We start from the raw sequence: 15,400 nt of genomic DNA on the forward strand, positions 1-15,400 counted from the left end.
GTGCTACCCCAGTTGCTTGCTCTGTTCCTTGTTGATGCGCTGCGCCTGGCGGTGCCAGAACAGCAGCTCATCAAAGTCCAGCCCCCAGATCTCCGAGGGCTGGAAGCCGAAGACGTAGGCGATGTCGCCTATGACGTCTTCCCAGTCCGCCGGCGCCGCTTGAAAAAACCTTCAAGCCAGGCGGTCATGCCCTCGATGTCCTCGACCTCCAGCTCGTCGATAGTGCTGGGAGGCACGTCCGCCAGCTCGGCCATCATTTCGTACATGGCCTCCACCTCGTTGGCGTACTCCCCGAGCAGCTTGAGCTGCTTGGCCTTGGGCTTGCGCAGGGTCAGCTCGGTGATCTGCTTGCCGTGGGCGTCCACCGGCTCGGTCAGGGTGAAGGTCTTTTGCTTTTCCTTAGCCATCAATTAGCCCTCTCGTGGCGCATGGCGGCGAATTTCAGCGGCACCTCGCCCTCGCCGTCGTTCAGCTCCGGGGTGTCGGTCAGCCAGGCGTTGTGCAGCACCCAGCGCTGGCCGGTGTCGGCCTCGAAGGTGAGCGTCACATCGGAGCTTGCGGCGATGGCCTCCAGGTCGGTCTGGCTGGTGTGGGAGATGGTGCATTCCACCTCCGGGGCCACCGTCTCCTCGGCATAGCCGTGGACCTCGTGGCCGACGATGGTGTTGCGGTTGTGCCCCCCGAGCTTGAGCTTGGCCCCTTTCTTGGTGCGCAGCTGCTTGCCGTCGATCTTGATGAATACGCGGCCGGTAACCTGCATGGTCGGTGTCTCCTCTTACAGCCGGAACTGCGTCTGCTCGGCGTAGATGCGGAACTGGTTGACCAGGTCCGGGTGGCTCTGAACGTTGATCCGGTTCGGGTCCGAGCCGCCGGCGTCGATATCCCGCTCCACGATCAGGTCCTCCTTGTACTGCTCGATGTTCTCCACCAGGCCCCGGGTCTCCAGCTCGCGCATCAGCGAGATCAGCTCATCGCGGATGTCGTTCGGGGTGACCAGCGCCTGGCCCTCGCCGGCGCGGGTACCGTTGGAGGCCAGCTTGTGGCGCGGGTACTTCTGGGTGATCCGAGCCCGGGTGGCGTAGCGGATGTAGGACAGCGTCGCCGGCGTGTTCACGTCCAGATACGACGGGTCCTCCACCCCAAAGGCGTTGGTCTGGTAGGTGGTCAGCTGCCGCTCGATGAGCACCTGGCCGCCGGCGTCCACCATGTAGGTGCTGATGCCGTCATACAGGTGCAGGTTGCGCTCCTCCATCGTCCAGCGATCCTCCACCGCCGGCGGCTTCAGCCCCACCAGCGGCAGGGTCTGCAGCGGCCGGGCCGGGTCGATGGCGATGCTCGCCGCCGCGGTGAACGCATCCACCGTGGCCCAGAGGTAGGGCGGTTCGGGCACCTTGTTTGTGCCCATCACCGAGACGTGCTTGCCGTTGCGGCCATCGCCGAAGGTGCCGGTATCGCTGTGGGTGCCGCGGTGGGCGGCGTAGGCAATGCCGTCGATCTGCCGCGTCGGTCCCCAGCGATCCGCCAGCTCGATCTCCAGTGCGGCCAGGTTGGCCGCGTCGGTGTAGGGCATGACGATGGTGTGGTACCACTCATCGCCCAGGGCGGTGATGGCGGTGGCCACGTCCGGGTTGCCACTGCCGTTGGCCATCGCGGTGATGGTCGCGCCCACGCCGGCCGGCAGCGACTCGCCGGTGTAGTAGCTGTGGCGAATGTCGATGTCGTTGCCGGTCTCGCCCTTCCAGCGGGCGGTCAGGTCCACCTCGCTGGCGGTGGTGCCGTTGACGGCGGCGGTGGCCGGCGCGGTGTCCTCGGCGTTGATGGCGGCCACTAGGGCGCTGGCCATCGCATCGGCGGTATCCCCCGAGCTGACTCCCACCTTCACCCGCTTGCCGCCGATGTACCAGTACATGGTCCCGCTCTGGGTGGCCGGGCCGCTGAAGGCGATCTTGCCGGTGGCTGCCGCCCCCGCGCCATCCTCGTCCAGGGCGATCGCCCAGGTCTCGGTGTAGCGGTTGGCCTGCTTCCCATAGCGGAACATCTCGGCGAGCATCGAGCCGCGGCCGAAGTACTGCTCCGCCTGGTCATAGGAGGTGATACGCACGGGCACGCCCTCGGCCACGGTGCCGGTGGCCAGGCGCTGGCCCAGCACCAGGATCTTGTGGGAGATCGCCGGGGTGCCGGAGACGGCCTGGGAGTTGTCGAACTCGATGTAGACCAGCGGTACACGCAGGTTCGACGGGATCTGGTTGAAGGACACGGCCATCGGTTACTCCTTCGCCTGCTTGGGCTTTTTCGGGGCGGTGAGGTCGATCACGTCGCCGTCGCGCAGCCGGCGCAGCCAATAGCTGCTGGCGGGCTTGTGCTCGCCCTTGGCCGCGAGCGGCTGGGCGGTGATCGGGTCGCGGACCTGGCGGCCCGGGGCTGGCTTGATGTGCAGCTTCTTGTCCACGGCTTACTCCTGGGCAAGGGTGATGGTGTCGCTGGCGTCGGCCGTGCCGTCGGCCGGCGCCAGGTCGTAGTCCTGGTGATGGGTGATGAAGTCGGCGAGCGTCGCCGAGTCCACTTCGGGTGCGAGGTCCACGGCCTGCTGCCACGCCACGCCCCAAAGCGCTACACCCTGTTTGTCGAGCGCGGCGGAGTACAGGTTGTCGGCTTCCAGGCGCTGTGGGCGGTGTGCCCAATCGAGCCCCCAGGTGTTGTTGGCCACCACCTGGAGCAGGGCCTCCACCAGCGCCAGGCCGGCGGCATCGCGAGGCCTGCCTCGTGCATCCCGCGTGACCACGAAGGCCGCGCAGGTCAGCGTCGGGGTAATCTCGTTCTCGGCGGCTAATGCTGGAATTCGACGCACCGCGACCAACACTGCAGGAGCGCGCAAGGCGTAGCGGCGCAGCTCCTTCTCATCGAAGCGCCCGCCGTGGGCCTCGCAGCTTTTCAGCTCGGTGAGCGCCTGACTGATGCCGGCGACCACCGCGTCACGGAAGCTCAGTAGCCTCACAGCCCGCCCTCCTGAGTTCGGAGCCAGTCATCGACAACCGCGTCGAGGTCCTCTTCGTTGGCGCTGGAGATGCCAAGATACGCACGCTCGGGGATATTGCTGCCCACGCCTGCGCCGCCAAACTGATGGATAGCGGCATAGACCAGGTTCGAGCCCCATTCGACGCGGCCGCCCGAGACTCGTGACTGGATGGAGTCGAGCAAATCACCTTCGCCCAGCAGGAGGCTGTGGCCGCCGTGGCGAGTGCCGGCGTAGCGGGCTGACCAATCCGGCCAGGCAGCGCCGTCGGGCCCGCGCTTCTCCTCCTGGATGCGGCGCCGGGTTTGCGACTCGCCTTCCGCCCCCAAGCCTTCCAGCAGTCCCTCGCGATCCAGATCGCCCAGTTTCTCCAGGCGTTTATCCAGTGATCGAAGTTGGTTTAAATCGAATTTCAGCGCCGTGCCCGCCATCAGAAAACCCGCCCTCGACCGCGGCCGTAGCGGCGCTCAGGTCCGGTTACGGTGGCGATTCCGTTGCTGCTCGCCGGCGGCACGGGTAGCCCGAGGCTGACTCCACCGCGGGCGATACGTGACAACAGGGCGGTGGCGTCCTCGTAGCGCTGGCGGCGTTCATCAGTGCCGGCGTCGGCTGCTGGGCTGAGCCGATACACCGCGATATCCACTGTCAGGCGGGTGAGCACCGCCGGCGTGCTTGCCAGCGGTAGTGCGTAGCGAGCGGCGAGATAGGTGTCCACCTCGGCGGTTGCATCCGCCAAGGCCCGATCAACGACGCCCGCGTCGGCCTGACCGTCACCGTCGCGATCGGCGGCCAGGACCAGGGCCTCCTCGCCGTAGCGGTCGATGATGTCCTGCTCGGTGGCGTACATGGCGCCTTACTCCGTCTCGCCCTCGGTCACCACCAGGCGGGGCTCGCTCTTCAGGGCGGCGACCTGGTCGTCGCTGAGATCCTTCACCGCGAGCACGCTCTCGTGGCGGCCGAAGCGGATGCCGGCACGGCGGAAGCTGCCGCCGGGGGCGCGGACCCGTAGCACCGCCTGGCGCTTGTTGGTTGTGGGCTTGGTGTCGGTAGCCGGCTTCTTGTTGCTGTCGGCCGGGGTCTGCTTGGCTTTCGGGTTCTGCTTGGTCTCGGCCACGGTTGCCTCCGGGGATGGGAATGGGCTCAGGGGATCGCGGGGCCGCAGCCCCGCGCCGGGTCAGACTCAGGCGGTGCCGGTGCTGCCGTAGGCCAGCTGCCAGAAGCCGTAGCCGCCGGCCGCTCGGGCCTCGGCGCCGAAGCGGTACTTCTTGCGCATGAACACGTTGTCCGAGTCCATCTCGGTCTGCTGGACGAAGTCCGGCGCCTTGCGCTGCTGGTAGATGAAGGGCTTGACCGGCTTGCTGGTATCCAGCAGGAACCAGGCGGTGTCGGATTCGAGCCGCGCATCCACGACGATCTCGGCGGTGCCCTTGTAGGGGTTGGGCTTGCCGTCCTCGAGGCGGTCGTTGGTCACCAGGGCCCGGGCGGTGTCCTCCAGCGCCGGCGGCACCAGCAGGACGTTCGGGATGATGTTCAGGGGCCGGCCCTCGTCGTCCTTGAACTTGCGCATGGCGGTGCGGGCCGCACCGTAGCTGCCCTGGGCGGCGGCCAACGTGGCGATGGACAAGGCGGTGGTGCCCTTGTTGGAGACACTCGCGCCGGCCACCTCGTGGTCGGTGTCGAAGAAGGGCTGGCCGTCGTAGCACAGATTGCTGAAGCCCGAGTTGACCAGGTCGAACACGATCTCGTCGGGCAGCTGCTTGGCCGAGTAGGCCGCCATCTGCGCCTGCGGGGCGTAGATGCCCAGCTGGTCGTCCTCGATGTGGTTGCGGTCCACCTCGACGGTGGCCTCCCAGTCGTCGTTGACGATGGTGTACTTGAACGCCGCCAGCGCTTTCACGGCCTTGTCGCCGATCCACTTGCGCATGCGCGGGAAGCTGGACAGCCAGGCGTAATCGTTCTGGCTGGAGCCCGAGGGCACCAGCATGGCGATCTTCTGCCACTGGCTGGGGGCCTCGCTGAAGGCCTTGTTGAAGGTGGTCTTCAGGTTGACGAAGATCGCGTGCAGGGTGGTCTTGTTGATCAGCATGGTTGTGTTCTCTCCTTACTCGACCCAGACGCCGTCGTCGTCGACGCCGATGACCACGCCGGCCTCGGAACGGGTGCCGGTGCCATCGGTGCCGGCCACCGTCTCGTCGTCGACGATGTAGCAGCGCTTGCCCAGCAGGCTCTGGCCGACGGGGTCGCTGTCCGAATTGCTGAAGCGGAAGGCCTGCCGGCGGCGCACCAGGACCTGCTCGTCGCCATCGGCGCCGGCGCTGTTGTCGACGTGCTCCTCGGCGCGGCCCAGGTAGGTGAGCCCGGTGGCGGTGCTGCCGGGGGCGACGTAGCCGGTGGCGTTGGCCACGACCAGGGCGCCGGCGAAGACCTCGGCGCCGGCGGCCAGCGCCATCGAGACCAGCTCGCCGTTCATATAGGGGGTGTGTCGGTCAGCGGTGAGCGGCATGATCAGTTACCTCCTGCCTGGGAATATTCACGGATGTCGTCGGCGGAGTTGCCGAACATGGCCGCGACCTGGGAGGTCTCGCTGTTGAGCGCCTTCTCCTGATCGGGCTGCTTGCCGTCCAGGCCGGAGTCGGCGGCGACCACCGGGGCGGCCGCGACGTACTGCTTGAACGCATCCAGCCCGCCGTCCTGGCGACAGGCGGCCTTGTGGTACTCGGCGGTGGCGGGGGTGATCTTGCCGGCCTCCAGGGCTTGGTTGATCGCGGTCTCGATCTCGCGCTCCTGCGCCTGCTGCAGGTGCTGCTGCAGCTGCTGCTCGGCGTTGGTGGCGCGGCTCAGTGCGGCGTCGTGGTCGGCGCGCGGGACGAATTTCTCCAGGGGCGGCTGCTCGGCCTGGTTGCGGGCGGTCTGCAGGCTTCCCTGCATCGAGTTGATGGCCGATACGGCGTCGCTCTCGGTGGCGTCGTCGGCCAGGCGCAGGGCCTTGCGGATTGCTTCGGGCAACACCATCGTGGCGGCCTCCTTCTGCGGGTGGGAAAGATCGTTCAGCCCCTGGTTAAGGGCCGTTAAAAAGAGGTTCGGCCGGTTGGTCAGGCCGGCGGAGCTCAGCGTGGCGATGCGCCGGGTGGCCGGCTCGAACAGGAAAACGGGGGAGAGGTAACGGTAGTGCTTGCGCTCGATCTGGTTGCGCGCGGCCTCGGTCCACTCGACGCGGCCCCAGAGCGCGTCGCCGTCGCGCAGCTCCAGCTCCTCGATCCAGCCGGCCGCGGGGGCGGGCTCGCCCTTGGGGGCCTTGTGCTCGCTGGCGTGCTCCCAGTCGATGGGCAGCGCCGCGCCGCTGGCGTTGAAGGTGGCGACCAGGCGCTCCGGCTGATCCTTGACCCAGCGCCGGCCGTCGCGACCGACGACGTCGCGCCCGGCGGGAATCAGCTCGACCCACTCCGGCGCGCCGCCGTCGGTGGGCAGCTCGGCGTTGAGGGCGATGCGGCCGGCGGTGGCGTCGGCCTGGTTAAGCGCGGTGAGGAGTGTGTGATCCATGCCGCCAAGATAGGCGGCGGTGGGTCAGGGGAGGAGGCTGAAAGGGTTCAGTGGGAAGGCGGCCCGTCGTCTCGCGACGGCACACCCTGGATTACCTTGGGAGCCTGAGGCTGGGTTGCCAGCCGGCTCTTTCGGAGACGCTCGAGCTGCTCCTTACGCTGCTCTCTCTCTCGCCGGCGAACACCCAGGTCGATCCGCGCCTCGTCAATGCTGGCGCGCCACTTGGACCAGACGAAGAATACCCATAGCACAAAGGCGGCGCTCCCGATCGGCGTCGCCGCCAACAAGTGCTTAAGCCAAGTCGGCAGTATAGCCACTAAGACTGGCACAAAGAACGCCGTCAGGCCTAGCGCCAGTGAAACCGCGAGCAGCGCATCAAGGCGCTTTTGGATTCGCTCGGCTGCGCGTAGGCGCTTCTGGACGAAGCGCCAATCATCGCCCTCTACAGCGAGCTCAAACAGCCCTTGAAGGCGCTGCCTCAACACGCCGACCAGGGCCGCGAGCACGCCAAACCATAACGGTCCGCCCCATCTCGCCTGGTTGGCGAGCAAGCCGAGCAGCTCCTGCGGCAAGAGGTAGGCCGCGAGCGCACTGGGCAGGAGGAAACAGCCGGCGGCGGCGAGCCAGAAGCCCATCTATGTTATGACTCCATTTTCCAGACAGTCCATCAGCCAGTCCTGCATGCGGTGAAAGACGTCTTCGGCGTCCGGCACATTGTTCCAATGAACGATGCCTACGGATTTCGAAAGGCGCAGCTCATCGCCTTTGACCTTCCCCATGCGGTATGTCTCGATCTCCACGTCGTCCGGGTACTGGTGGCGAAGCGCGGTACTGACAGCCTCCATCGCGCGTTGCGCTGGGTCTTGGTCATCGTCGCTGGCTCGGCCGACACGGCGTATGTTGACCTCGACGACCAGATCCTCTGCATCGGCAAACTGACCAAGCTTGAGTGCCTCAAGCTCCTTGCTGCCGAACAAACTTTCCAGCCATTGCCGGCCCCGCCCCGCAACCACAGACCGGACGGGTTGAGAGCTTCGGTTCTCTCCGCCAGCGGATCTGGGGGTGGACGCTTCAAATACCGGAGCGCCCACGCAGACCGATTTGGCTTGCTTGAGCGCTTTTGTTCCTTTCGCCGACAGCCCCTGCTTGATCACGATACGCTCATGTGGCTCGAGCAGCTGAGCCTCTTCGTCGATCAGCCAGCGGAGATGGTTCTCCAGTTCCCGCCCGGTCAACGAGGTGGTCTGCAATAGCACCAGATGGTTCCCGCTGGCGCCGAAGTACAGGGTCGCCTCCAGGAATTCCCGGGGCCTTCCGTCCTGGGTCTTGGATGCCGCCATCTGCTCGATCTCGAGTTCCTCCTGGTCCTCCGCCAGTGTCAGAACTTCCCGATTTCGTCCGGTCTCGTAGAGCACGAGAGTCCCAAAGACCATTCCTTCGGCACGCCGCTTGGTGTTGATGAAGCGATGCAGCTGAGCGTCGGGGTCATCCCCCAGCTTCTCCCATCGATCGGCCACCGTGCGATGCGTGTCAAAAAGAACCTGCCGCAGCAGCTCTTCAATTGTCCGCCCCTCGCCGAGGTCACTGATATACCGATACTGGAACCGTTTTGCTTTTTTGCTCTTTGCCATCGGCTTCCCGCCCTCACCAATAATCGAATGAGGACTGGATCACACCGTGATCAACGTTGCAAACCGTCGCGGCGATCGCTGTACGCGTCGGGCAATGGGCGTGATGGCGTTTAAATCCCGCTCAAAGCGTTTAAAAGGTTCGCGCCCGAGCGCCGGTGTCGCAACGAGACAAAGAGCGCTTACAGCGCCTCTGGCTCGGCCTGGGGTTTTGTCGCCTCCGGGCCTATACTGGGTGTGGGACGCGGGTGACACGGTGCAAGTCTGCCTGCCGTAGCACGCACCTTCGGGTGCGGAGCGCCATGTGGGGTTCTGGCAGGCCCCACCCCGCGGCCTACTCTTCTTCCCAGTCGCGCACCAGTTCGCCTCGGCGCTGGTCGCGCCGCATCTCCCGCTCGTTGGTCCGGTAGTAGCTCTGCAGGTACAGGCTCTCGCCGTCGCGCGTGCTCTTGAACACCGCCTTGTAGAGCCGCCCCTCGATGAAGAAGAACGACAGCTGCCGCTCGCCCAGGGCGATGACCCGACCGGCGCGCACGCCCCGGGGAAGGCTGCGGTAGTCGTCGGTCGTCAGATCAGGGTGGCGCTCACGCTGCTTGGCCAGGGTCTCGGCGGAGAGCAGCGCCGTCTGCCGGCGGCCTTCGATGCGCTCCACCAGCTCGCGGGGCAGTACGGCAATGGGAAAGGCCCCCTCGGGCGTCTCCAAGAAGTGATCGAAGGCGGGGCTCGCTACGGTCTGGTCCACGGCCGCGGCCGCGAGCTGCTCATCGGCCCGGTCCAGCTTCTCGCTCAGCGCCCCTTGCACCTGCGCCCGACGCGTCTTGCCCGGGTTTGTGTCCCAGCCCGGGTCGATGCCCTCAGGGACGCGTTCAACCTCACCTGTGCGTTTATTAACCCACTCCCGGTGACGGATCTCCGGGGCCTCGGTGCGCACGTTTCCATCGGCACGCAGACGCTCCGCTTCGCGGCGAGAGACTTGGCGTACATGGCACTTGCAGCCCCAGCCGTTGCGCGGCGCGTGCGTATCCCACCAGGGGTGGTCCATCGGGAGCATCAGGCCCTCCCAGGCAGCGTGCTCCGGGCGGTGCGCCTCGCTGGGACCCAGCTGATAGATCAGATACGGATGGCTGCGCCGGGCGCGCTCGATGCGCTGCCACTGGCCGGCGTCTCGTGCGGTTCTGAGGTTGGTGCGGTAGATGGTGCGCAGCCGGCGGGGGCTGCCCAGCTGCACCTCGCGGATCTCACCGGTGAGCGGGTCCTGCATGTCGCTCATACCCCACCAGCCCTTGCGCTGCAGGGTCGGTGTCAAATCCCGGGCGAACTCGCGAAAGGTCCGCCCCTCGGTCAGCGCCTCGTCGACCGCCGCCCGCATATCCTCGAGTAGATCCAGCTGCATGGCCTTGGCCACCGTGAAGGCGTTGGCGTGCTCCTCGCGCCAGACGTCCCGGTGGTCGAAGCTCGGTCGAATGCCCTTGGCGCGGAAGTAGGCCAGCGCGTCCTCGGGCACCGGGCCGGGGGCGGTCTGCTCAGGCATCCGGTGACCTCTCGGCATCGCCGCTGCCCCGAGCCTGGAAGGTGGCCCGGGCGAGGCGTTGCATCAGTTCGCCGGCGTCCATCTCCTGGAGTAGCGACGGCAGCGCCTGCAGGAACTCCTCGTAGCTGCCGGCGCGCTCGGCCAGGGCGTGCAGCGGATCGACCACCGGGGCCAGCTGCGGCTCCCACTCGGCAGCGAGTTCCGCCTCCAGTTCGTCGACCAGCTCGGCCGGTGCCTGGCGGTTGAGCGCGGTGGCGGTGTACTGATTGAGCGCCGGCGGTGCGGCGGGCGCGGCCGGCAGGCCCAGCACCTCGGCGCCATCGTCCGGATCCGGAATGCCGGCCTTATCGCGCACCACCGACTGCTCCACGCGCAGGCCCAGCGGGACCAGCTTCGCGAGCAGGTCCGCCAGGCCGGCCAGGTCCTCGGGCTCGGTGATCTGGAGCTCCAGGCGGGGATAGCGTTCCTGCGGGCCGTAGTTCAGGTCGATGAACGGCCGCACCAGGTCCCGGTTGAGCGTGTCGGCCAGCTGGCGTGCATCCGCCTGCTGGATGTCGCCGCGCACGTCGTTGTGGACGTTGGCCTGGGATTGGCTGGAGCCGTCGTCGGCGGTCATGGTCTGGCCCAGCACGGCCTTGGAGGTCTGCTTGTCCAGCCATTCGGCGAGGTTGAGGAACAGCTGATCGCCGCCACGTTGCCCGCCGCCGGCTTCCTCGAACTCGATGCGCATCGATTCGGGAATGACGGCAGCGGCGTCGGTGCCGATGTTGGCCACGGCGTTGATCAGGGTCTGGATATCGTCCGCCGAGGCGTTGGGGCCGTAGCGGCCGAGGCGCAGCGGCATGCCGAAGACCTCGGCGAAGGCCATCCAGTCGGTGAGCGCGTAGGCCTTGCACATGTAGCTGGCGGCAACCAGGCGGGCAAGCCCGCGGCGCACCGGCAGGCCGGATTTGAGCCGGGGCATGTGGACGATGAACTTGTAGGGCGGCAGGGCGACGCCTGAGAGGTCGCCCTCATCGAGCAGCCGCAGTTCCCGGCCTGTCGTCTGGTCGAAGACGAAGAAGCGCGGATCGCGCCAGACGTACTCCTGCGGCCACCACTCCGGACCGCGCCGGTTCCAGAGGATCTCGACCGCAGAGTAGCCCTTGCCCAGGGCGTCCAGCGCGTCGTCGAGCATCTCGCCAAAGGCGGGCCGGCGAGTGAGTTCGCGCACGGCGTCGGCCAATTCCACGTCGCGGGCCGCATCACTTGCCGCCTCCACCGCGACCGGCAGCCCGGACACGGCGCGCTTGCGGGTGCCGAGCACGCTAGCATAGTGCGGCTCGCGCTCCTCCATCTCCTCGGCGAGGGTGAGGTAGTCGTGGTGATCGCCCTGGGCTGCGCTGTGCAGCAGCGCGGCCAGCCGGTCGGGCGAGAGCGCGGCGGCGACGGAATGGGCGTTCCAGACCTGGCGGATGCCGGTCAGGCGTGGGGCGGCAACCTCCCGGGTCAACTCCTGCCGGCGCAAGGGCTGGCCGCGATGATCTACGATGTCGGGCATTACCATTTACCTCGCATGCTGCGAAAGCCGGCGGTGGTGCGCACCGGCCGCTGATGCGGTTGGCCACCGCCGGGGGTGTGGGTTGAGACCGGGATGTAGCCGTACTCCTGGACCTCGCTGAGGCTGGCGTAGTAGCCGAGCGCAATGGCGATGGCGGCATCCCCGTGGCGGTTCTTGTCCGCGCCGGTCTTCGCATCGGGCAGCTTCGGTATGCCCTTGATCACCTGCAGGGCGCGCAGGTCGTTGAGTACGTCCAGGTCGCGCGGCAGCTCGATCAGGTCGTCCTCGAAGGCGGCCTTGAACTTGGGCATGTTCTCCAGGTACCAGCCCTGGGAGAGCATCACCGGCTCCATGCGACCGGCGCCGTAGCGGTAGACGGCCTGCTCGGCCAGGTACTGGCCGTTACCGCGGGCATCCAGCGCGCCGGCCTGCAGCCGCGGGAGCCGATCGGCGATGTAGTAGAACACCTGCTCCTGCTGCTTGAAGGGCACGTTGCGCAGCTCGACCAGGAACGGCACCACGCGCTTCAACTGCTGGGTGCTGGCCACCGGGGCGAGCACGGTCAGATCGCCGGAGCGGCCGAAGTCCTCGCCGATGGCGTGGGGGAGCTTCGGGTCGAGTGCGGCGAGCAGCGGCTGGAGATGCAGCTCGCACCAGTCGCGCATCTCGGCCTCGCGCAGGTGTTCGGGCCAGGCGTTGAATTCGGCCGAGCCTTCGAAGCGCAGCACCGGCGCCTCGACCATGCGAGCCTCGATCATCGCCCGGGAGAGGTAGGCGCCGCCCCCGCTCTTCGGGACGCAGTAGTACTCCTCCAGCGCGTCCTCGCGGGTGGCGGTATCGCGCAGCAGGTTGTCCTTCCACTCGTCCTCGGCATCCTGGCTCCACGCCATGCCGCGCACCTGGCAGATGCGCTTGTAGAGGCCCTGCTCGCAGGCGTCGTCCAGGGTGAGGCGGTGGACGCTGTAGCGGCGCTTGCCGGCACGGCTGTCCTGGATCAGCTCATTGAACAGGTTTTCAACACCGTTGTGGGTGCTGATTAAACGCACATTGGCACCCCACATGGTCAGCGCCAGTGCGGCCTTGAGTACCTCGGCCAGCTGCTCGTGGAAGGCGGCCTCGTCGATGGTGACGTTGCCCTGGCGGCCGCGCAGGTTGGACGGGCGTGAGCTCAGCGCCTGGATCTTGAAGCCGGAGTTGAAGCGGATGTTGAAGGTGAGGATGTCCTGGTCCTCGTCCTGCAGGATCTCTTCCTCGACCTCGGAGGCGGCGCGATTGAAGGCGCGCGCCCACATGCCGCAGGCCTCGATGAACTCGATGGCCATCTCCTTGTTGGAGCCCACGTAATAGTGGTTGGTGCCGCCGGCGGACTTGGCCGCACTGGCCGTGAGCACCGCGTCGGCGGCTTCCGCCCAGGTCAGCCCCGTGCGGCGGCTCTTCTCGGCGATCTTCAGCTGCGCGCGGTCGGCGACCCACGCCTTCTGGTACGGCAGCAGAACCGAGGCGGGCAGCGCCGACATGTCAGGCGATCCCCAGGATTTCGCGCTTGATGGTGTCGATGGAGTCGCGGCTCATGCCTTGGCCGGTGAGGGTCTTCTCCGCAACGGAGGCGGCCTCGGCGGCGACCTCGCGGCGCACCCGCAGGCGCATGTCGGTGGCGGTCTTGTCGGCACCGGCCAGGTCCTTGATGGCCTTGGCGAGGAACATGATGTCCTGGGGTGAGGCGCCGGCGTCTTCGCCGCCCAGATCGCCCATCACCTGGAAGGCGACCGTGCGCAGCATCTCCGAGAGCAGCCGGCCGACGTCGCCCTCCGGGTCTTCCTCCAGCTTGCCCACCCAGACCTTGGCCATCTGCTGCGCCTGGCGGTAACGCTCCATCTGCTCGCGGGCGTTTTTGACGTAACGCCCTACGGCCGAGCGGGAGGCCTCACCGCCGAGCTTGTCGATGGCTTCCACGACCTGGTCGATGGTGGCCCGATCCTCACGGATCAGCCGGTCCACCGCCTCGCGGATGCGCGGGTCGAGCTTCTCAATGCTGGAGCGGCGAGCCATCAGTAGGGCCTCTCCGACCACTCGTGAAGGCGAAGCATCACCCAGACGGCGGCGCACTGCAGAACGCCGCCGATGACCATCGAAGTGGCGGCATCAGTCCAGCCGATGGCGCGGACAGCCGTGCCGGCGCCGAGCACCGCCAGGCCGGCGGTGGTGAAGAGAAGGGCGTCGGCTACCCACGCTGCCAGTTTGCGGCGCAGGAACCAGCGTAGTTTGCGAGTGGCGGCACTGCGCATATCAGGCCTCCGGTTCCGGCCGCTTGACGCCCGGGCACCGGGCGCGGCCGTGGGCGACGTCATTGCCACGCGGGGTGAGCTTGGCGACCTCGACGTCGGAAACCTTGCTGACACTGATCAGCGCCTGTTCATCCAGCCAGGCAAGCTCCGCGCGCAGGCCGTCGTGGCTGATGGCGTGGCCGAAGCCGGGCAGCGCGGCGGAGAGCAGGTAGATGTTGGCCGTATAGCCCTGGGACTCGGCCAGCAGGCGCAGGATCACCAGGCGGCGGTCTTCTTGTAGGAGTTGCTGGTAGCTCATCCGGCTTTGCTCCCGTTGTTGAGCAGGTGCTGGTGGATCACCGTGAGAAGGTGGTTGGTGCCTCGGTGCGCCTCGGCGAGCCCGGCCACCTGGCGGTTGAGCTCGTCGAAGCGCCGGTCCAGATCGTCCATGTCATGCTTGTTCGGCAGGTGTTCCATCTCTTTCTCGGCGACGGTGATGCGGCGCTCCACGCCTTCGATACGCCCGGAGAGCTTGAGGCCCGTGGCGCGCATCTCCTTGTGCACGCCGTTGATGGCGGTGCGGTTGGCGCTGGTCTTGCGCACCCACCAGGCGGCGGCAAAGGCGAGCAAGGTGGCGGCCACCTGCAGGACGTCCAGCGCGAGACGCCAGTTCGCGACAGCTTCGTTACTCAGCACCGCGGTTCTCCTTCTCGCCGCCACGGCCCAATCGCTGCGCCAATGCATCGAAGATGCCGTCGGGGGCCTGGCCTGCTTGAACCTGCTTGTCGCGGCTGCGCTGGCGGACGCTCACACCCAGCACGGCCAGTGCAATGCTCCACATGGTCACCATCGCGCCCATGAGCACGGACAGCCCGTTGAGGATCTCGCCGGCGTGCTCGGGGTAGACGAAGGCGGCGCCGACAATGGCGGCGACGATCGCCAGGCTCTGCAGCACCCAGGTCAACGCGGTGGCGTATCCGTAGGTCGGGCGCCAGCGGCGCACGTAGGCGTCATCGGCGGCGGCCTCCGTGCGGATGGTCTCGTTGATCTGCGCCAGGTGTACGGCTTCCGCCTCCAGCACCATGCGGCGCAACTCCCGGGCGTGCTCCTGCTCGAGTTGCTTGAGCTTGAGCGCCGCCTCCGGATCGCGCTCCACGGCCCGCTGGACCGCCTCGGGTGAGTCGTCGACCCCAAGGGCCGAGGCCACCAGGGTGCCCACGGCCCCGCCGGTGGGGCCGCCAATGGCGGCACCCAGTACGGGGGCAATCCGCCCGATCCCCGCCTTCACGTCTTTCCAGTCCATCAGTCCTCCAGGAGATGCTCAGAAAGGGCGTTCATACCACCCTCAATCCACGCCGAAACCCCGAATCCGGGGCAGCGCTTGGTCCATTCCGAGGGGGAGATGACGCCGTCGCCGTCGAGATCCGGCGAAAGATCCCGGTGGCCCACTACCCGGATGCCGGGGTAGTCCCGGCGCAGGCTGCGCACATGGGCGGCGAGGGTTTCCCATTGGGCGCGAGTGAACCGGTCGGTGCCGATCAGGCAGGTGCCGATGGAGCGTTCGTTGTGGCCAGCCGCGTGCGCGCCGGTTTCGCGCAGGGCGCGGCCACAGGTCACCGCACCGGTGGTGTAGATCACGAAGTGATAACCGATGTGGTGCAGATGCGGGCTGTGGGGCCCGATCAGTTTCGGGGCGCGGCGAAAGCCACGCTCGGCGTGCCAGCGGTCGATCTGCTCCGCGGTGAGCCACTTGCCGTTGGGCGTGGCCGCGCAGTGGATCACCAGCGTGTCGATGTCTTGGGGATTGCGATAACGGCTCATGACCGTCATCTTCGCCGCAGGGGCGCGGCCGGGAGGATGCTGAAGCGGTTCAGTCGGGGCGGA

Annotated in this window: 23 protein-coding genes; all 23 read right to left on the reverse strand. The window is 67.2% G+C overall.

Features of this window, described 5'->3' with window-relative positions; genetic code table 11:
• Positions 1 to 3: 3 nt before the first annotated feature.
• Entirely contained in the window at positions 4 to 132 is a 129-nt protein-coding gene (locus GBG68_RS14710; protein ID WP_152146149.1) for a GpE family phage tail protein, read from the reverse strand.
• Complete coding sequence (locus GBG68_RS05800; protein ID WP_152145987.1) at positions 129 to 407, reverse strand: phage tail assembly protein; 279 nt, start codon at positions 405 to 407, stop codon at positions 129 to 131. Before GBG68_RS05800 ends, GBG68_RS14710 begins: the two co-directional genes overlap by 4 nt.
• Positions 407 to 760: a phage tail tube protein gene (locus GBG68_RS05805; RefSeq protein WP_152145988.1), complete on the reverse strand. Its 354-nt coding sequence runs from the start codon at positions 758 to 760 to the stop codon at positions 407 to 409. Before GBG68_RS05805 ends, GBG68_RS05800 begins: the two co-directional genes overlap by 1 nt.
• Positions 761 to 775: 15 nt before the next feature.
• A complete protein-coding gene (locus tag GBG68_RS05810; RefSeq protein WP_152145989.1) occupies positions 776 to 2,263 on the reverse strand; it encodes a phage tail sheath subtilisin-like domain-containing protein in 1,488 nt (495 codons plus the stop codon).
• A 3-nt stretch (positions 2,264 to 2,266) separates the two neighbouring features.
• Positions 2,267 to 2,449, reverse strand: coding sequence for a DUF2635 domain-containing protein (locus tag GBG68_RS05815; protein ID WP_152145990.1), 183 nt, complete (start codon positions 2,447 to 2,449; stop codon positions 2,267 to 2,269).
• A gap of 3 nt (positions 2,450 to 2,452) precedes the next feature.
• Positions 2,453 to 2,995, reverse strand: a complete 543-nt coding sequence (locus GBG68_RS05820; protein ID WP_152145991.1) for a hypothetical protein — start codon at positions 2,993 to 2,995, stop codon at positions 2,453 to 2,455.
• Positions 2,992 to 3,444 carry a phage virion morphogenesis protein gene (locus tag GBG68_RS05825; RefSeq protein ID WP_152145992.1) on the reverse strand — a complete coding sequence of 151 codons (453 nt, stop codon included), beginning with the start codon at positions 3,442 to 3,444 and terminating at the stop codon, positions 2,992 to 2,994. The genes GBG68_RS05820 and GBG68_RS05825 overlap by 4 nt, the downstream gene beginning before the upstream one ends.
• Entirely contained in the window at positions 3,444 to 3,860 is a 417-nt protein-coding gene (locus tag GBG68_RS05830) for a gp436 family protein (RefSeq protein WP_152145993.1), read from the reverse strand. Before GBG68_RS05830 ends, GBG68_RS05825 begins: the two co-directional genes overlap by 1 nt.
• A gap of 6 nt (positions 3,861 to 3,866) precedes the next feature.
• On the reverse strand, positions 3,867 to 4,127 hold the full coding sequence (locus tag GBG68_RS05835; protein WP_152145994.1) for an HI1506-related protein: 261 nt from the start codon (positions 4,125 to 4,127) through the stop codon (positions 3,867 to 3,869).
• 66 nt (positions 4,128 to 4,193) lie between these two features.
• Positions 4,194 to 5,099, reverse strand: coding sequence for a Mu-like prophage major head subunit gpT family protein (locus tag GBG68_RS05840; protein ID WP_152145995.1), 906 nt, complete (start codon positions 5,097 to 5,099; stop codon positions 4,194 to 4,196).
• A gap of 15 nt (positions 5,100 to 5,114) precedes the next feature.
• Positions 5,115 to 5,516, reverse strand: a complete 402-nt coding sequence (locus GBG68_RS05845; protein ID WP_152145996.1) for a hypothetical protein — start codon at positions 5,514 to 5,516, stop codon at positions 5,115 to 5,117.
• A gap of 2 nt (positions 5,517 to 5,518) precedes the next feature.
• Positions 5,519 to 6,553, reverse strand: coding sequence for a phage protease (locus tag GBG68_RS05850; protein WP_152145997.1), 1,035 nt, complete (start codon positions 6,551 to 6,553; stop codon positions 5,519 to 5,521).
• Between the two features lie 47 nt (positions 6,554 to 6,600).
• On the reverse strand, positions 6,601 to 7,188 hold the full coding sequence (locus GBG68_RS05855) for a hypothetical protein (protein WP_152145998.1): 588 nt from the start codon (positions 7,186 to 7,188) through the stop codon (positions 6,601 to 6,603).
• On the reverse strand, positions 7,189 to 8,184 hold the full coding sequence (locus GBG68_RS05860; protein ID WP_152145999.1) for a hypothetical protein: 996 nt from the start codon (positions 8,182 to 8,184) through the stop codon (positions 7,189 to 7,191).
• Between the two features lie 331 nt (positions 8,185 to 8,515).
• The gene (locus tag GBG68_RS05865; RefSeq protein WP_152146000.1) at positions 8,516 to 9,712 is read right to left on the reverse strand and encodes a phage minor head protein; all 1,197 of its coding nucleotides are present in this window, start codon (positions 9,710 to 9,712) and stop codon (positions 8,516 to 8,518) included.
• The gene (locus GBG68_RS05870; RefSeq protein WP_226801677.1) at positions 9,705 to 11,252 is read right to left on the reverse strand and encodes a DUF935 domain-containing protein; all 1,548 of its coding nucleotides are present in this window, start codon (positions 11,250 to 11,252) and stop codon (positions 9,705 to 9,707) included. The genes GBG68_RS05865 and GBG68_RS05870 overlap by 8 nt, the downstream gene beginning before the upstream one ends.
• The gene (locus tag GBG68_RS05875; protein WP_152146002.1) at positions 11,252 to 12,769 is read right to left on the reverse strand and encodes a terminase large subunit domain-containing protein; all 1,518 of its coding nucleotides are present in this window, start codon (positions 12,767 to 12,769) and stop codon (positions 11,252 to 11,254) included. Before GBG68_RS05875 ends, GBG68_RS05870 begins: the two co-directional genes overlap by 1 nt.
• A 1-nt stretch (position 12,770) precedes the next feature.
• Positions 12,771 to 13,301: a phage protein Gp27 family protein gene (locus tag GBG68_RS05880; protein ID WP_152146003.1), complete on the reverse strand. Its 531-nt coding sequence runs from the start codon at positions 13,299 to 13,301 to the stop codon at positions 12,771 to 12,773.
• Entirely contained in the window at positions 13,301 to 13,537 is a 237-nt protein-coding gene (locus GBG68_RS05885; RefSeq protein ID WP_152146004.1) for a hypothetical protein, read from the reverse strand. The genes GBG68_RS05880 and GBG68_RS05885 overlap by 1 nt, the downstream gene beginning before the upstream one ends.
• Before the next feature lies 1 nt (position 13,538).
• Positions 13,539 to 13,835 carry an ArsR family transcriptional regulator gene (locus GBG68_RS05890; RefSeq protein ID WP_152146005.1) on the reverse strand — a complete coding sequence of 99 codons (297 nt, stop codon included), beginning with the start codon at positions 13,833 to 13,835 and terminating at the stop codon, positions 13,539 to 13,541.
• Complete coding sequence (locus GBG68_RS05895; RefSeq protein WP_152146006.1) at positions 13,832 to 14,212, reverse strand: hypothetical protein; 381 nt, start codon at positions 14,210 to 14,212, stop codon at positions 13,832 to 13,834. The genes GBG68_RS05890 and GBG68_RS05895 overlap by 4 nt, the downstream gene beginning before the upstream one ends.
• Positions 14,202 to 14,819 (reverse strand): 3TM-type holin, encoded by a 618-nt coding sequence (locus tag GBG68_RS05900; protein WP_152146007.1) that lies wholly within the window; start codon positions 14,817 to 14,819, stop codon positions 14,202 to 14,204. The genes GBG68_RS05895 and GBG68_RS05900 overlap by 11 nt, the downstream gene beginning before the upstream one ends.
• Entirely contained in the window at positions 14,819 to 15,337 is a 519-nt protein-coding gene (locus GBG68_RS05905) for an N-acetylmuramoyl-L-alanine amidase (RefSeq protein WP_152146008.1), read from the reverse strand. The genes GBG68_RS05900 and GBG68_RS05905 overlap by 1 nt, the downstream gene beginning before the upstream one ends.
• Positions 15,338 to 15,400 lie beyond the last annotated feature (63 nt).

This window comes from Alkalilimnicola sp. S0819, from assembly GCF_009295635.1.
Classification (GTDB): Bacteria; Pseudomonadota; Gammaproteobacteria; order Nitrococcales; family WHIW01; genus S0819.

What these genes read in the sequence shown, in the direction of transcription:
- GBG68_RS05800 (WP_152145987.1), bottom strand. Translation starts at nt 407, where the DNA reads ATGGCTAAGGAAAAGCAAAAGACCTTCACCCTGACCGAGCCGGTGGAC.
- GBG68_RS05805 (WP_152145988.1), bottom strand. Translation starts at nt 760, where the DNA reads ATGCAGGTTACCGGCCGCGTATTCATCAAGATCGACGGCAAGCAGCTG.
- GBG68_RS05810 (WP_152145989.1), bottom strand. Translation starts at nt 2,263, where the DNA reads ATGGCCGTGTCCTTCAACCAGATCCCGTCGAACCTGCGTGTACCGCTG.
- GBG68_RS05825 (WP_152145992.1), bottom strand. Translation starts at nt 3,444, where the DNA reads ATGGCGGGCACGGCGCTGAAATTCGATTTAAACCAACTTCGATCACTG.
- GBG68_RS05830 (WP_152145993.1), bottom strand. Translation starts at nt 3,860, where the DNA reads ATGTACGCCACCGAGCAGGACATCATCGACCGCTACGGCGAGGAGGCC.
- GBG68_RS05840 (WP_152145995.1), bottom strand. Translation starts at nt 5,099, where the DNA reads ATGCTGATCAACAAGACCACCCTGCACGCGATCTTCGTCAACCTGAAG.
- GBG68_RS05845 (WP_152145996.1), bottom strand. Translation starts at nt 5,516, where the DNA reads ATGCCGCTCACCGCTGACCGACACACCCCCTATATGAACGGCGAGCTG.
- GBG68_RS05850 (WP_152145997.1), bottom strand. Translation starts at nt 6,553, where the DNA reads ATGGATCACACACTCCTCACCGCGCTTAACCAGGCCGACGCCACCGCC.
- GBG68_RS05855 (WP_152145998.1), bottom strand. Translation starts at nt 7,188, where the DNA reads ATGGGCTTCTGGCTCGCCGCCGCCGGCTGTTTCCTCCTGCCCAGTGCG.
- GBG68_RS05860 (WP_152145999.1), bottom strand. Translation starts at nt 8,184, where the DNA reads ATGGCAAAGAGCAAAAAAGCAAAACGGTTCCAGTATCGGTATATCAGT.
- GBG68_RS05865 (WP_152146000.1), bottom strand. Translation starts at nt 9,712, where the DNA reads ATGCCTGAGCAGACCGCCCCCGGCCCGGTGCCCGAGGACGCGCTGGCC.
- GBG68_RS05870 (WP_226801677.1), bottom strand. Translation starts at nt 11,252, where the DNA reads ATGCCCGACATCGTAGATCATCGCGGCCAGCCCTTGCGCCGGCAGGAG.
- GBG68_RS05875 (WP_152146002.1), bottom strand. Translation starts at nt 12,769, where the DNA reads ATGTCGGCGCTGCCCGCCTCGGTTCTGCTGCCGTACCAGAAGGCGTGG.
- GBG68_RS05880 (WP_152146003.1), bottom strand. Translation starts at nt 13,301, where the DNA reads ATGGCTCGCCGCTCCAGCATTGAGAAGCTCGACCCGCGCATCCGCGAG.
- GBG68_RS05885 (WP_152146004.1), bottom strand. Translation starts at nt 13,537, where the DNA reads ATGCGCAGTGCCGCCACTCGCAAACTACGCTGGTTCCTGCGCCGCAAA.
- GBG68_RS05890 (WP_152146005.1), bottom strand. Translation starts at nt 13,835, where the DNA reads ATGAGCTACCAGCAACTCCTACAAGAAGACCGCCGCCTGGTGATCCTG.
- GBG68_RS05900 (WP_152146007.1), bottom strand. Translation starts at nt 14,819, where the DNA reads ATGGACTGGAAAGACGTGAAGGCGGGGATCGGGCGGATTGCCCCCGTA.
- GBG68_RS05905 (WP_152146008.1), bottom strand. Translation starts at nt 15,337, where the DNA reads ATGAGCCGTTATCGCAATCCCCAAGACATCGACACGCTGGTGATCCAC.